Origin of the sequence: Corynebacterium stationis, from assembly GCF_001941345.1 — a bacterium.
Lineage (GTDB): Bacteria > Actinomycetota > Actinomycetes > Mycobacteriales > Mycobacteriaceae > Corynebacterium > Corynebacterium stationis.
Genome location: NZ_CP009251.1, coordinates 2,727,675 through 2,742,636 on the forward strand (window position 1 = coordinate 2,727,675; position 14,962 = coordinate 2,742,636).

The following is a 14,962-nucleotide window of genomic DNA, read 5'->3' on the forward strand; positions in this document are numbered from 1 at the left end:
ATGGGCAAGCCCCGCAGCCGGGGGGGGTTTGACGGGGCTTGCGGGCAAACGTACAGTGCGATTTTACTACCATGGACGGCACACAGGGACGCCGTCTAACGCCAGGTTCTAGCCACCCAGTACTTCCCTACTTCACGACGAGGTTGTCAGGCGACCAAGTACGTAAATCTTCTTGACCACGGTCTTGCTTTCGGTAAGCGCGACGATCTTTTCATCGCTAAGCCCTGCGTCCGAAACCGTTCAACCTCCGCGAAACATCGAAGGTCTGACATTTTATTCCGGGAACCAAAACGTAGGCATGTACATTGATTACATTGGCAAGGGTGCAATCTGGACGGAGAGCAATGATGCAAGTTCATAGCAGTCAGCAAATCGGGGCTACTGGTGAAACATTCACCAAGTATCAGTTCGAGAAAATGCAATGGGGGCCAGTGCCCATCGGTCAACATGACAATGGGACAGATCTTCTCGTACAGATTCGTGACGAGCAAAGAGTAGAGACCGGAGCGATTCTCGGAGTACAAGTCAAAACAGGATCATATTTCTTCTCAGAGCCATATGCCAAGGACGGGGAGACAGGGTGGGTTTTCCGAGTAGATACAAAACACCGCGACTATTGGGTTGAGCACTATTGTCCTCACATCATAGTAATCGTCAACGCAGAAAAAGAGATCGCATACTGGGAGAAGATAACCCCAGAAACTACTATCTCAACTGGGAAAGAGTGGAAGATATTAATCCCCGCTCACCAAACGTTAGAACAGCACAGCAAAGATAAGATTTTGCACTACGGGGTCTCAGGAAGTAAGAAGTCTAATTGGGAAGGGACGGCGTGGGGAGGAAAAAGCAGACTGCGCGAAGAGGATCAGCTACGAGCAGCATTCCTGACGCCACGACTACTTGCTCCCCACGAAAACGAAGGAAGAGCACCCGACGACTATCTAGAGGCCATTGCGAGCATATTGTGTGGACGCACCGGATTAATAGCGAGGCACGGAAATCGAGGTGAAAAGTGGTTAATCGAAAATAATCAAGAAGCAACTCAATTGCTAGGGGGAATTTACCATGCAGTCAAGAATATGTTTGAGAGTGCCGACACTGAAGACTTGCATAAGCTCGAAGATCAAAACATACCGAATGACCAGGCTGCTGGGCTAGCGATTTGCCGATCCGTTGCTTACCGCGAAGCCGGACAATATGTAGATGCAAAATCGGTGTTAAAAACTGCACTCTTCTCGCCACGGGACTTCTCTGACGGGGATCTCGCCTGGCTGCTTGCACATTACGCAGGCGTTGAAGCGGAACTTGGGAACCATATTGAATCAAGAAAGTGCTGGGAGGCGGTGTTCGCTCTATGTACATGGACACGACCAGATCCCACCATACGCGCTCTAATGGCGACGACGGTCAGTGCGCTACTTTCCGTCCACAATCGTATTTACGGAGAGCCCGTGGATTTAAAAGAGGCATTAAACACCATGGACAACCAGGCCTATCTTTGGGTGGCACAGTTAGAAAACCGCGGACTGGCGCAAAATCTTACCCTCGCAGCAAAACGAGAATTACACGATCGTTCAATTTCATTTGGCGCTAATGACATAAGCTATATAACACTTCGGGCAGCAAGCCTGGTGAGAGGATTTTTCGGTGATTTTAGTCAATGGCGCTACACAACACGCCTATTAATTTTCCACTTAGTAGTCACCTATGGCGGCAAAGCCATGATCGAAGCATCAGCTCGCTGGGCAAGACAATGTCTGCCCGCTAATGAATTGCGCCAGTTCTTTTTGCTTTCGCTCGAGCATGGAGTACATGATCCGTTAGTACAGTTCGTCCGCGAATTCGATCCAAATAAGATGACTGTTTCCTCAGTGACAACTGATCTTGCGTTAGTTGGTGAAGCAGCTGATTATCTCGATCAGAAGGAGGCTTCAAACCTCGCTCGCTGGGCCTGCGATGAGATCGAATCTGATTATCCGACACTGACACGTCTCGATAGCCTTGCTGGAACATCTTTCGGCATTCAGAAGCTGCTGGCTGATCTTTATCCATGTTCTGATACTAAGACTCAGAATCTTCTTCGTGAGCATCTACTTCGTCAGCTTCCGGTTGAAGGTGGAATGGCTGGAAGACACTATTCAACACTCTTGCGAGTTATAAACCCAGATGAATGGTCCCCAACTGACATCACAAAAATCACGAAGGCTCGTACCGAATGCGACCATACTTTTCGCCACACAATAGAGAGTATATTCTGGGACCGAGATATCGAAACTCGCGATGATCTTAAGAACCGCATGCAAACCGGCGATGTTTCAGCATATCTTTCAGTAGGTCCCGATGAGTCATTTCCGAAGGAGTCTTTCCAAGGAGTAATCACGGAGCTCGAAAAGCTTGTGAAATCTGATATTGATGAAAGCATGAAGGGTGCTGGTGTAACACGAACGTACTCAGCTGCTGCGGAGCTTTGCCGTCTGTCAATCATGTTCCCAGAAACCGCTAAATGGGACACGGTCGTGTCCTTTGCCGAGCCGAATTTCATGAGAGCAGAAGACACAACCAGCCTAATTGACACCCTAATTGACGATATAAACCACATCCCTAATTCATTGAGGGACCGATTTTCCCAGATAGCAACTGGCTGGATGAACTTTTCAATCGATGACTTTTTCTTACCCAGCGTCCACCAAAATCAAATACGCGCAAAAGCTGCTCATTTATATTTCCGATTGAATGAAGAGCAGTTTAGCCCATTGCGACAAGGTCAAATGTTTACCGGAAATCGCTTTGACATCCAAGAAGGATTGCTCTTGAGCGACGAGCTAGAAAAACTTTCTCCGGAAACACTCGCCATCTTTATTGCAAGTGAGACGCCAGAGATACGGAGAACCGCAGTAAATATCGCAATTCGGCATTGGATGAACAATTCAGATTCAGATAACTCACGGGAGCTCTTGAACGCAGCGAGGGAACGGCAACCACTGGAGACTGAAGCAGCTATGTTGCGTGCTGTTCTCTTTGACGAGACAGATCGCTTCCGCCGAAATGGAGTGTTGGCAGAAATATCACAATCCCAGTTTCTAAGGCTCCGCGAGCGAGCCAGAATCGAGATAGGTAGGCGGGAACTAGGAGCACAAGACACTAAATAAACCCGCACAGGAATCCGACTGCTTTCTATTTCCCACTAATCTACAACGGCGATTCTAATTGGGAGTTTTCAGTCAGATTAGACATCCTGCGGCTCACTAGCTTGAAAAGAGCTTCTGGATTATCAACAGTAACGCGAATGGGCCCGCCGCTATGCGCAATTATGCGCATTGTCGCTGGTCCTGAGTGGTAAGACCATCTCCATTAGCAATGTTTATTTCCAATGCAGCTCGCTCCGGGAACACAGTGTCATCGAGTAATTCAATCTCCTGGATATCGGCCAATGGAATGGTCTTGACCGAAATCCACAAAGCGGAGGTTTTCTATCTCTGATTGTCCGCGTCAACCGCAATATCAAAAGCTCCGATGACAAACAGGACGAAAGACAGAATTATCGCTGCACTGAAGTCATTATTCCAATAAAAGAAGGCAGTAATGATTCCTAAAACTGGGAGAATCACGCGCCTCGGAGTGCGGAAACCAACACCCCTGAATGAAACTGCGACCCGAGTACAGACATCGAAATAACCTTTCTCACTTCCCCCCGACAGAGGTAAAAACGCATTAAAGCCCGAGTATCACTGCACGTAAAATGCAGGATGCTCGGGCTTTTCTAATGGGCTCGTAAGAAAGCTGCCGGGCTGCTTTCTTACTTCACGACCAGGTTAACCATGCGTCCAGGGACGTAAATCTTCTTGACCACGGTCTTGCCATCGGTAAGCGCGACGATCTTTTCATCGGCAAGCGCGGCGGCCAGCACCGTTTCCTGATCGGCATCTGCTGGCACGGAAACGCGGGACTTGACCTTGCCCATGACCTGGATTGGAATCTCAATCTCATCGTCCTTGAGCCATTGCTCATCAAAAGTTGGGAAGTCAACGAAGGTGATGGTGTCCTCGTGGCCGAGCTTGTTCCACAGCTCCTCCGCGATGTGCGGCGCAACCGGCGCAGTCATGATCAATGCTGGCTCAATTGCGGCACGTGGAACACTCTTGCCGTAGTTCTTGGTGAGATAGTTGGTGTACTCAATCAACTTCGCCACAGCGGTATTCGCGCGTAGGTGGTCGTAGTCATCACGAATTCCGGCGACGGTGCGGTGCAGTTGCTTCAAGTCTTCATCGGAAAGCTCTGCGTCCGAGACCGTGATTTCACCGGTGGTCTCATCGACGACCAGACGCCAGAGACGCTGCAAGAAGCGCTGCGCACCGACAACATCCTTGGTTGCCCATGGACGAGACGTATCCAAAGGCCCCATGGACATCTCGTAAACACGCAGGGTGTCCGCGCCAAATTCCTCGCAGAAATCATCCGGGCCAATCGCGTTCTTCAGCGACTTACCCATCTTGCCGTATTCCTGGTTGACCTCTTCACCGTTGTAGAAGAACTTGCCGTCCTTCTCCTCTACCTCGGCTGCTGGTACGTAGATGCCACGAGAATCGGTGTAGGCATAAGCCTGGATGTAGCCCTGGTTGTACAGGCGACGGTATGGCTCCTTGGAGGTGACATGGCCCAAGTCATAGAGCACCTTGTGCCAGAAACGCGAGTACAGCAAGTGCAGCACGGCGTGCTCCACACCGCCGACGTACAGGTCAACGCCACCTGGATCATTCGGGCCGTGAACGTCTGGCTGTGGACCAGTCCAGTAACGCTCATTTTCAATATCTACTACTGCCTCATCATTGACCGGGTCAATGTAGCGCAGCTGGTAGAAGGAAGAACCTGCCCACTGCGGCATGACGTTCGCGTCACGGTAGTAGGTCTTGGTTCCCTCACCCAGGTCGAGTTCAACCGCAATCCACTCCTTGGCCTTCGCCAATGGTGGCTGTGGCTCAGAATCAGCATCATCCGGATCGAAGGACACCGGCTGGTAGTCCTCAACCTCTGGCAGCTCAATCGGCAGCATCGACTCAGGCAGCGCGTGTGCCTGGCCTTCCTCGTCGTAGACGATTGGGAAAGGCTCGCCCCAGTAGCGCTGGCGGGCAAAGAGCCAGTCGCGCAGCTTGTACTGGATCTTCTCAACGCCTAAGTCCTTGGACTCCAACCACTCAATGGTCTTGGCGATGGCATCGGACTTGCTCAGACCATTGATGTCCAGGCCCTCATCGTTCGCGGAGTTCACCACGGTGCCTTCACCGGTGTATGCCTCTTCGGTGATGTCGCCACCGGAAACAACCTCGGTGATCGGCAGTTCAAACTCAGTAGCAAACTCGTAGTCACGGGTATCGTGCGCTGGCACAGCCATAATCGCGCCGGTACCGTAGCCCATCAGCACATAGTCACCAATGAAGATTGGGATCTGCTTGCCATTGACCGGGTTGGTGGCATAAGCGCCGATGAATACACCGGTCTTTTCCTTGTTTTCCTGACGCTCCAGCTCAGTCTTGGACGCGATGTCCTTCAGGTAAGCCGCGATAGCATCCTGCGGGTTGCTCTTGCCATAGGTCCACTTGGTGTTGATATCCGCACCGTAATCTTCGGTGCTTGCCAGTTCCTTCACCAGCTCGTGCTCAGGAGCCAGCACCATGTACTCAGCACCAAACAGGGTGTCAGGACGCGTGGTAAATACGCGGATGTCGTGGCCCTGGGCATCGAAAGTAACTTCTGCACCGCGGGAACGGCCAATCCAGTTGCGCTGCATGGACTTGACCTTGTCCGACCAATCCAGCAGCTCCAGATCATCCAACAGGCGATCGGAGTACGCGGTAATGCGCATCATCCACTGGCTCAAGTTCTTGCGGAAGACTGGGAAATTGCCGCGGTCAGAACGGCCATCAGCAGTAACTTCCTCATTCGCCAAAACCGTACCCAGACCCGGGCACCAGTTCACGGTGGAGTTAGACAAGTAAACCAGGCGGAACTCATCGACAGCCTTAGCCTGCTCAGCCTTGGACAAGTCGTTGTAAACAGCGCCATCCTTGGTGGTGCGGGAGCCTGCTTCTAATTCTGCGATCAGTTCAGAAACTGGACGCGCCTTGTTCTGATCCTCATCGAACCAAGCGTTGTAAATCTGCAGGAAGATCCACTGCGTCCACTTATAAAATTCTGGATCCGTGGTTGCAACCGAACGGCGCTGGTCATGACCCAAGCCCAGCATGCCCAGCTGACGGCGCATGTTTTCAATATTCGCCATCGTGGTCGTGCGTGGGTGCGTACCAGTTTGAATAGCGTACTGCTCCGCTGGCAGACCGAAAGCGTCATAACCCAAAGTGTGCAAAACGTTCTTGCCCAGCATGCGGTTATAGCGCGCAAAGACGTCAGTTGCGATATAACCCAGTGGGTGACCAACGTGAAGACCCGCACCGGAAGGATAAGGGAACATGTCCTGCACAAAGAGCTTGTCCTTCGGCAATGGCTTATCGGTGGCTAACTTCCCTACTGGGTTGGCAGCATCAAAAGTGCCGTTATCAATCCAGTACTTCTGCCAGCGCTGTTCAATCTCAGTCGCCAGTTCCGGGGTATAGCGGTGCGTAGTGGTTTCACTAGGGTTCGTCATAGCATCACAGTCTAGTAGGTCAACCCACCAGCAGCGTAAGTTGGATACTTCTCCCCTGCGCTTAGCCACATCATGATGTCGAGTCCATCACATTCAGGTCGCTCGAACGTCCACCCCGGCGCACTGAATGTCCTGGGCCAGGACGACGATGGTTTCTCCGTCATGATTGAAGGCGGCGCCATTGACTGGACTGGTCACGCTAACCAGTCCGCGCGTGAGATTGAAGAAATGCAGGACTTCAACGCTTCCGTTGACGCTGCCATCGAGTGGGTCGAGACCAACTCCAACTGGGAAGAAACCCTGTTGATTGTTACCGCTGACCACGAAACCGGCTACCTCTCCGGCATGAATGAGCCAGAAGACGGCAAGTGGAACGTCATGGCCGGTGACTCGTCTACCCTGCCGACTCACGAGTGGTACTCCGGTAACCACACCAACCAGGTTGTTCCTTTCTTCTTCAAGGGCGCGGGCTCTGAAGACATCATGAGCCAGGTCAAGGGCACCGACCCGGTGCGCGGTGACTACATTGACAACACTGACATCGCAAAGCTAGCGAAAAACGCCTGGTGGACCGACGGCAGCAACACCGGTGGCAACGACGATGACGACAAGAAGCCTGTTGCTTCTGGTTCCAGCAACGCTTTCTCTGGCCTTGCGGGCGCGGGCATCATGGCTGCTGTCATTGGCGCGCTGGTAGCACTCGCCCAATCCGTGGGCGTTGTCTCCATTGACACCTCCGCGATTGACCGTTTGATCCGCCAATTCAAGTAGTTCGCAATCACCAGTTTTTGGCTGGTGGTTTAATGGACTGCATGAACGCACGCGTTGCCTCCACCAATATTGCCGTCCCCCGCGACAATGCGGCTGGTACTTACAGCCGCACCGGGATCGATAAGCAGCCGGCCGAATCCATCTCTGTGTTCGCGCCCGGGCCCAACTACGGCGACGGCTCCGGCGTGACCGGAGATTTTATTGGCGATGACCAGCACCACGGCGGCGCACACAAAGCCGTGTATGCGTTCTCGCGCGAAGAGCTGGACTTTTGGCAGGATGAGCTAGGAAGAAAGCTTGTCGATGGCTCCTTTGGAGAAAACCTCACCACCCACGGCATCGACCTGGGTGGTCTTGTCATCAATCAGCGCGTTCGAATTGGAACCGCGGTTTTAGAGGTCTCAGTCCCCCGCACCCCGTGCGCGACTTTTGCCGCGTGGTTAGCAGAAAATGGGTGGGTGAAAAAGTTCACCGCACGCGGCGACTGCGGTGCTTATTTTCGAGTTATCTCCCCTGGCACCATCACCCCGAATGATGAGCTGATTCTTGAAGAAGCACCGAGCCACGGAGTCACCATGGCTGAAGCTTTCGCCGTGAAGATGGGCGCCAAAGAAAACCTAGAAAAAGTGGTGAATGCCCATTGTTTACCTGGGCATCACCACGAACAGCTTGCGCGCCGTTTAGAGCGGGCAAATTAGCCGTTCACCACGTGTGGGTAGGCCAGCCCCTTGAGGCCTTCGACACCGAACTCGACGCCGTAGCCGGAGTTCTTGGTACCGCCGAATGGGATGCGCGGGTCCACGTTGCCGTGGGCATTGATCCAGGTGGTACCGGCTTCGAGCTGCGATGCGACCTCGAGGGCGCGCTCGCGGTCAGCGGACCAGACTGAAGAACCAAGACCCACATCGAGGGAGTTGGCCATCTCGATGGCTTCATCGACAGTCGAGTACTTAATGATCGGCAGGGCTGGGCCGAACTGTTCCTCAGCAACCAGTGGGTTGTCGTTGTCGATATCAGCAACCAGGGTAGTAGGGAAGAAGTATCCCGGCTGGTCGTAGTCAGGCTCACCACCGACGAGTACGCGTGCTCCGCCGTCCTTAGCAGCCTTGACCAGCTTGTCGACGATATCGAACTGCTGCTTATTCTGCAGCGGCCCCAGCACGTTTTCTTCTTCCAGGCCCACGCCCATCGGCATGTTCTTGGCTACCTCAACGAGCGCGTCCACGACCTCGTCATAGATGGATTCCGGAACGTATAGACGCTTCATTGCGGCACAGGTCTGACCGGTGTTGATGAATGCGCCCCAGAATAAACCTTCAGCGATTTCCTTAGCGTTGACATCGTCAAGCACAATGCCCGCGTCGTTGCCGCCGAGCTCCAAGGTCACGCGCGCAAGGGAAGCGGCGGTGGATTCCACAATCTTGCGGCCGGTCTCGGTAGAGCCGGTGAACATCAGCTTGTCGATGCCCTGGCTCGTCGATAGCGCTGCACCCACCTTGCCATCGCCAGTAACGATGTTGAGCACGCCTTCCGGTAGGACACTGTTGATGACCTTGACCAGCGCCAGAACAGACAGCGGAGTGTATTCGGAAGGCTTCATGACAACTGTGTTGCCCATGCGCAATGCTGGGGCCAGCTGCCATACGGAAATCATCATTGGCCAGTTCCATGGGCCAATTGCGCCAACCACGCCGAGCGGACGGTAGAAGACCTTCGCGGTGGTCTCACCGTCTTCCACAACGGTGTGGTCAGGGGATTCAAAGGAGGCAGTAGCGCGCAGCCACGCCGAGCATGCGCCGACCTCGAAGCGGGCATTCGGGCCGTTGAGTGGCTTGCCCTGTTCGCGAGAAAGCAGCTCCGCTAGGGGTTCTGCGGCAGCTTCGATGGCATCAGCAGCGGCGAGCAGCAGCTCATTGCGCTTTTCCTCACCCAGCTTGGCCCAGTCCTTTTGCGCATCGCGGGCGCGCGCAATGGCTTGTTCCATATCTTCTGGGGTACCAGCAGGCGCAATGCCGACGACCTCACCGGTGGCTGGGTTTTTTACTTCATCGCCAGATTCCGCAACGATGGAATTGAGTAGGGAATCGTAGGTATCGAACTGAGACACGACGTGCTCCTTATTAGTTAGTAACCGTGAAAATTACACTAACCACTAGGATATAGCTCACGTAACTTTCGTGTTGTGTTTGCGCGCACAGTTGTTGTTTCCAAACGAGACTCTTACCCACCTGTCAGGCGATATAGTTGGGCTATGCCACAATTACCCGCCTCTCATCTGGATCTTAACCAGTGGCGCATTGCTTCAGACGAGGCTTTTGGCAAGCTGCATATCAACGCCCACGATCCCGCATCTTTCCAGGTAGAGCTAAAAGCTGCCACGGCAGGGGATGTGTCTCTATTTGATATGCGCACCGGCGCGCACTCTGTCGCCCGGCGCGCCGGCGACATTCAGGACGCGGATATTTCCTATTGCAAGCTAAGTTTGCAACTGCACGGCAATTCAACGCTGTGCCAAGATGGCCGCGAATGTCAGTTGAATCCGGGGGATTTGGCTCTGTATATCACCCACCGTCCGTATGAGCTGCAGTATTTACAAGACCAGCATTCGCTCGTCGTACTTTTTCCGCACAGCTATCTGCACCTCACCCCAGTTCAAATTGAGACAATCACAGCACGCCCAGTTTCCCGCGACCATGGCCTGGGCAGGGTCATGGTTCCGCTCTTTGAACAGCTCGCAGACAATATCGAAGTCCTTGAAGGCCCACACGCAGGTGCGCTATTGCAGTCAGCGCTGAATATGTTGGTGGCGGTATTCGCCTCTGAGCTGGATTCGCAGCCTGAGAATTTGTTATTTGAGCAGGCACGAAAGTACATCGACAAGCATCTTGCTGACGCCAATTTGGGCCCACAGTCTATCGCCCAGGCGCTGTTTGTCAGCGTGCGTCAGCTACACATGCGCTTTTCTGCGCATAAGACCACCGTGGGCGCCTATATTCGAACTAGGCGCTTAGAACGCATCCGCGCCGATTTAGCCAACCCCTTACACACAGGCGATTCCATCGCCACCATTTCCGCGCGCTACGGCCTTCATGACCCTTCGCAGGTTTCGCGCGCTTTCAAAGCAGAGTTCCGAGAGTCACCGAGCGCCTTTCGCACCCGCGTCTCGCGACCATAGATAGGGGAGAAGAATATGACCCAGCAGTTCACCTACCAGGCACTTCCCATGCGCGTGCGCTTCGGCGTGCGGGCATTTGATGTCATCACAGAAGAGCTTGAACACCTTGGACTGAAAAAGGTTGTGGTGTTGTGTTCGCCGGGCCGGAAAGAACTGGGGCAGTTGCTTGCCGATGCCCTCGGCGCCTCCCATCTCACCACCATCCCCAAGGCAGTCATGCACGTGCCTCAAGAGCTAGCCGAGGATGTAATCGCCGAGGTTGAAAACTTAGGCGCTGATGGCTGCGTGAGCATCGGCGGTGGTTCTGCAATTGGACTGGGCAAAGCCGTGGCACTTGAGCTGGGATTGCCCACTATTGCCATTCCAACGACTTATGCCGGTTCAGAGATGACCACGGTCTGGGGGAGTACGGCTGCTGGCAAGAAGAAAACCGGCCGCAATGAGAAGGTCCTGCCTAAAAGTGTTATTTACGATCCCTCACTTAGCACGGGCCTGCCGGTAGATACCTCGGTAACCAGTGGATTCAACGCCATCGCGCACGCTGTGGGGGCACTCTACGCACCCGATCGCTCACCAATTGTTTCGCTCATGGCAGAAGAGGGCGTTCGCGCATTAACCACCGCCTTGCCCGCGATTTCGGCCAACCCAGAAAGCCTTCAGGCGCGTAGCGATGCCCTCTATGGCGCCTGGCTCTGCGGCGCTTGCCTAGGCTCCACTACGATGTCGCTCCACCACAAAATATGCCACGCTCTCGGCGGGACGCTCAACCTCCCACATGCGGAGACTCACACCGTGATGTTGCCGCATGTTCTAGCGTTTAACCAGCCAGAAATACCAACTGCTGTGGGGGCATTATCGCGTGCGCTCGGTGGCACGAAGAATCCCGCGAAACGACTGTGGGAGCTGGCTACCAAACTAGGAGCCCCTGTCTCCTTGGCATCGCTGGGAATGTCTTATGCAGATATCCCGCGTATCGCCCGCCAAGTACACGAGGAATCCTACGGAAACCCACGTGAAGCCTCCCTAGATGACATCACACGAATTCTATTTACCGCATGGACTGGCGAGGATATTTTCCCGCGCTCGAACATGAGATAACAGTTTGATTTCGATTGTTTGTTCGAACTAGAGCGAGAGTAATCAGTGGCTATATCATCATGTTTGAAAGTTAGTTCTAAACAGATGAGAATGTTATGGCTGATAATTTTTATGCAGTTAACAACCTATCCCAACCTTTAGCCCAACTTTACACCGCCGCTCGCTACGCCGAATACGAAGCGTGGCTCAAGTTAATTCCTGAACTAGAAGAAGATTTCGAATTAGTTTCCGAACAGTGCGCCCGCCACTATGGGCAATCTGTCAAAGTAGTCACCAAAACTTTCCTCGCCCTACAACGTCTCACCAACGAATTGCCGCAGTTATACGCGGTGCTTCAAAAGCACTGGCATTTGGATTTCCCACGAGTTATCGCCATCGATACAGCCCTGTCGAAGCTCGGGAATGATGCAGGGGAGGACATCATCCAAGAGATAGACGGCAAGATTGCTCACTATCTCACTCCACGCCTAGAAAATCAGCAGCTCCCTTCGGCAAAACACATCAGCCAGCGAGTCCGAGAGCTTGTCAATGAGTTCGATGACCGCGTTCCGGTTAAAGACCCACGTCCGCAGCGCCGCATGGTTAAAGACAAGCTAACCGCTAACTCTTCCTCACTAGCGGTAGAAGCACCGCACGAGGAGATCCAAAGAGCCGAGGACTGCGTCAAAGCAACCGCCGATGCACTAGGCATTACCCGCGCGGAGGCCATGCTGCAAGTCCTCAGCGGCGACACCCCAGCCAAGGATGCAGTAACCAAGCTGGTGCTGTTTAGCGCAAAGGACATTGAGAACGCACCAGCCTTCCTGCAAGGATTCGGGTGGGTAGGTCCAGAGACCGTCGAAAGGCTGCGCGAGGGCGCAACCATCATCGACGCCGACGTAGCTGCTCACGCGGAAACCGCAAGCTACCAACCCACCGACGCCATTCGTACCTTCGTCGAGGGCCGCGATGGCACTTGCCGGTGGCCAGGCTGCTCGGTTCCTGCACAAAATTGCCAGCTGGACCATCGCCACAATTTTGATGAGGGTGGTCCGACCTCGCCGTCGAATCTGTTCGCCCTGTGCCAGCACCATCACAACATCAAGACTGATACTCGCGCGATGTATATCGTCGACCCCATCTCGGATGTCGTGTACTGGCTCTTCGAGGACGGCAGCTGGGTCTCAGACACAGCACAAGACGGACCTATCGGTAAAGGTGCGAAGAATTGGCTGCAGACTTTTGAACAGAAGATTGCAGCGCGGCGCAAGAATGCTCGGGAAAGTGCGCATGAACTTGCCGATGCCATCGATGAGTACTACAAAAAGCGCGCCGAAGATGACAAGCGTGAGCAAGACCAGCGCGACATTATCGACGAGTTATGGGTTGATGACGTGAAATTAGCTCAAGCATTACTGCGCGAAGGTGACTTTGAAGGAGAAAATCCGCTCCATTTGAATGACAATGTCTTCGCATTGCTCGAAGCAATCCACAAAATGGGCCTCGACCTCGATATTAATGACGGCATCGCGCCATGGGCACGGATTCAGAAGAAACTTCTGGAGCATGAACGCGCAGAAAACGAACGGCGGATTCTGGAAGAAGCCGAAAAGCTCGCGCACGAGCTTGCCGAAGAAATTATGAAGCAAAAAGAGAAAGGAAATGACGAGACCGAGAAGTCAGAAGAATCGGAGGAACCCGCCAAGGTTCCTACCAATCCTGGAGACCCACCGTTCTAGCCCTTGAACTTCTCCACGAGGGCACGGGTAGCACTCGCCAACTGCTGAACATCAGCGCCGACGCAGACAAAGGATGCGCCAGCATCGATATAGGCCTGGGCTTGTTCGAGATTGAAGGCATTGATGCCAACGAGCTTGCCGGCATCGCGGACTGCCTTGAAGGTCGTATCCACAGCAGCAAGCACGTCAGGGTGCTGTTGCTGGCCTAAAAGACCCATGGAAGCAGCCAAGTCGGAAGGGCCGATGAAGATAGCATCGACGCCATCGACGGCAGCGATTTCTGCGGCGTTTTCTACCGCTTCGGCAGACTCGACCTGGACGGTAAGGCTCACGGTCTCGCTCGCCTTGTTCAGGTAGTCATCGACGCCATTGAACCGGGAGGAACGTGCCAGTGCTGCACCGATACCGCGAACTCCGCGGGGTGGATAGTGCATCGCGGCGACTGCCTTTTCGGCTTGCTCGGCGTTGTGCACCATCGGAACCATGAGGTTTTGCGCACCCAAGTCCAGGTACTGCTTGATCAGCACGGTGTCGTTGACTGGAATCCGTACCACTGGGGTAGCAGGATAGGCCGCAACAGTGCGCAGCAAGCTGGTGACGGTTTCAAGGCCGTAAGGGGAGTGCTCGGCATCGATAAGCAGCCAATCGAAGCCTGCGGAAGCGGCGATCTCTGCATTGGTTTCCGAGCCCGACGAGATGAAGAGTCCTACCTGCGCACTGTCCGAATCGGTGACGCGCTTGGCAAAATTGTCTGGAAGTTCTACTGGAAACGGCATGTGATTGCTCCTAGCTCGCCGTAGTCGGCGTTGACGGTATCGCCTGGGTGAACCCACATTGGCTTGGTAAATGAACCAGCCAGGATGATTTCGCCCGCCTTGAGGCTCTCGCCATGGGCATGCAGTTTATTGGCAAGCCAAGCAACGCCCATCGCTGGGTGGTTGAGCACGGCCGCGGCGACGCCGGTGTCTTCGATGGATTCGTTGCGGTAGAGCAGGGCAGAGACCCACCGCAGATCCACGGCGTCCGGTGCGACGGGGTTGCCGCCATAGACCATGGCGCCAAGCGCGGCGTTGTCGGAGATGGTATCGACGATGGTGCGGCCTTCCATCTCAATGCGCGAAGACAGAATCTCGAGCGCAGGCACGACGTATTCGGTCGCGCGCAGCACATCAAAGATGGTGGCATTTGGGCCCGACAGGTCTTCCTTGAGCACGAATGCCAGCTCGACCTCGATGCGCACATTCGAGAACTGTGCGTGCTCGATGACAGAGCCGTTTTCAAAGATCTGGTCTTCGAAAATCGCGCCATAATCCGGCTCGGTAATGCCGGTGGCTTCCTGCATGACCTTAGAGGTCAGGCCAATTTTTCGGCCAACCAAGCGCTTGCCGTCGGCGACTTTTCGCTCAACCCACTTGCCCTGCACCGCGTAGGAATCCTCCACGGTCATATCGGGGTAAGTGGCGGTCAAACGCGGAATCATGGTGCGGCTGTTTTCCGCTTCATGCAGTTGCTTAGCGATGTCTTCTAGCTGTTGTTGAGATAGCATCGTCGATTACTCCT

10 protein-coding genes are annotated in these 14,962 nt (G+C 54.0%); 6 read left to right on the forward strand and 4 right to left on the reverse strand.

Annotated features, from left to right (window positions below):
* The first annotated feature begins 344 nt into the window (after positions 1-344).
* Positions 345-3,149 (forward strand): DUF4365 domain-containing protein, encoded by a 2,805-nt coding sequence (locus tag CSTAT_RS12665; RefSeq protein WP_075723696.1) that lies wholly within the window; start codon positions 345-347, stop codon positions 3,147-3,149.
* A 647-nt stretch (positions 3,150-3,796) separates the two neighbouring features.
* On the opposite strand, the gene leuS is transcribed toward CSTAT_RS12665, so the two are convergent.
* Positions 3,797-6,640 (reverse strand): leucine--tRNA ligase, encoded by a 2,844-nt coding sequence (gene leuS, locus CSTAT_RS12670; RefSeq protein WP_075723697.1) that lies wholly within the window; start codon positions 6,638-6,640, stop codon positions 3,797-3,799.
* A gap of 75 nt (positions 6,641-6,715) precedes the next feature.
* Here leuS and CSTAT_RS12675 point away from each other — a divergent pair, with 75 nt between their 5' ends.
* Complete coding sequence (locus CSTAT_RS12675) at positions 6,716-7,411, forward strand: alkaline phosphatase (RefSeq protein WP_244892854.1); 696 nt, start codon at positions 6,716-6,718, stop codon at positions 7,409-7,411.
* A 41-nt stretch (positions 7,412-7,452) separates the two neighbouring features.
* On the forward strand, positions 7,453-8,109 hold the full coding sequence (locus CSTAT_RS12680) for an MOSC domain-containing protein (protein ID WP_075723941.1): 657 nt from the start codon (positions 7,453-7,455) through the stop codon (positions 8,107-8,109).
* Here the strand turns inward: CSTAT_RS12680 and CSTAT_RS12685 are convergent.
* Entirely contained in the window at positions 8,106-9,518 is a 1,413-nt protein-coding gene (locus CSTAT_RS12685; protein ID WP_066839399.1) for an aldehyde dehydrogenase family protein, read from the reverse strand. The genes CSTAT_RS12680 and CSTAT_RS12685 overlap by 4 nt on opposite strands.
* 144 nt (positions 9,519-9,662) lie before the next feature.
* Between CSTAT_RS12685 and CSTAT_RS12690 the strand changes: the two genes are divergently transcribed.
* The 3 genes from CSTAT_RS12690 (at position 9,663) to CSTAT_RS12700 (ending at position 13,402) form a co-directional block, all read left to right on the forward strand.
* Positions 9,663-10,586 (forward strand): AraC-like ligand-binding domain-containing protein, encoded by a 924-nt coding sequence (locus tag CSTAT_RS12690; protein ID WP_075723698.1) that lies wholly within the window; start codon positions 9,663-9,665, stop codon positions 10,584-10,586.
* Between the two features lie 15 nt (positions 10,587-10,601).
* Entirely contained in the window at positions 10,602-11,684 is a 1,083-nt protein-coding gene (locus CSTAT_RS12695) for a maleylacetate reductase (protein ID WP_075723699.1), read from the forward strand.
* A gap of 95 nt (positions 11,685-11,779) precedes the next feature.
* Positions 11,780-13,402, forward strand: a complete 1,623-nt coding sequence (locus tag CSTAT_RS12700; RefSeq protein ID WP_075723700.1) for an HNH endonuclease signature motif containing protein — start codon at positions 11,780-11,782, stop codon at positions 13,400-13,402.
* Here CSTAT_RS12700 and CSTAT_RS12705 read toward each other — a convergent pair.
* The gene (locus tag CSTAT_RS12705) at positions 13,399-14,178 is read right to left on the reverse strand and encodes an HpcH/HpaI aldolase family protein (RefSeq protein ID WP_075723701.1); all 780 of its coding nucleotides are present in this window, start codon (positions 14,176-14,178) and stop codon (positions 13,399-13,401) included. The two genes, CSTAT_RS12700 and CSTAT_RS12705, sit on opposite strands and share 4 nt — an antisense overlap.
* The gene (gene hpaH / locus CSTAT_RS12710) at positions 14,163-14,948 is read right to left on the reverse strand and encodes a 2-oxo-hept-4-ene-1,7-dioate hydratase (RefSeq protein WP_075723702.1); all 786 of its coding nucleotides are present in this window, start codon (positions 14,946-14,948) and stop codon (positions 14,163-14,165) included. Before hpaH ends, CSTAT_RS12705 begins: the two co-directional genes overlap by 16 nt.
* Positions 14,949-14,962: the final 14 nt, after the last annotated feature.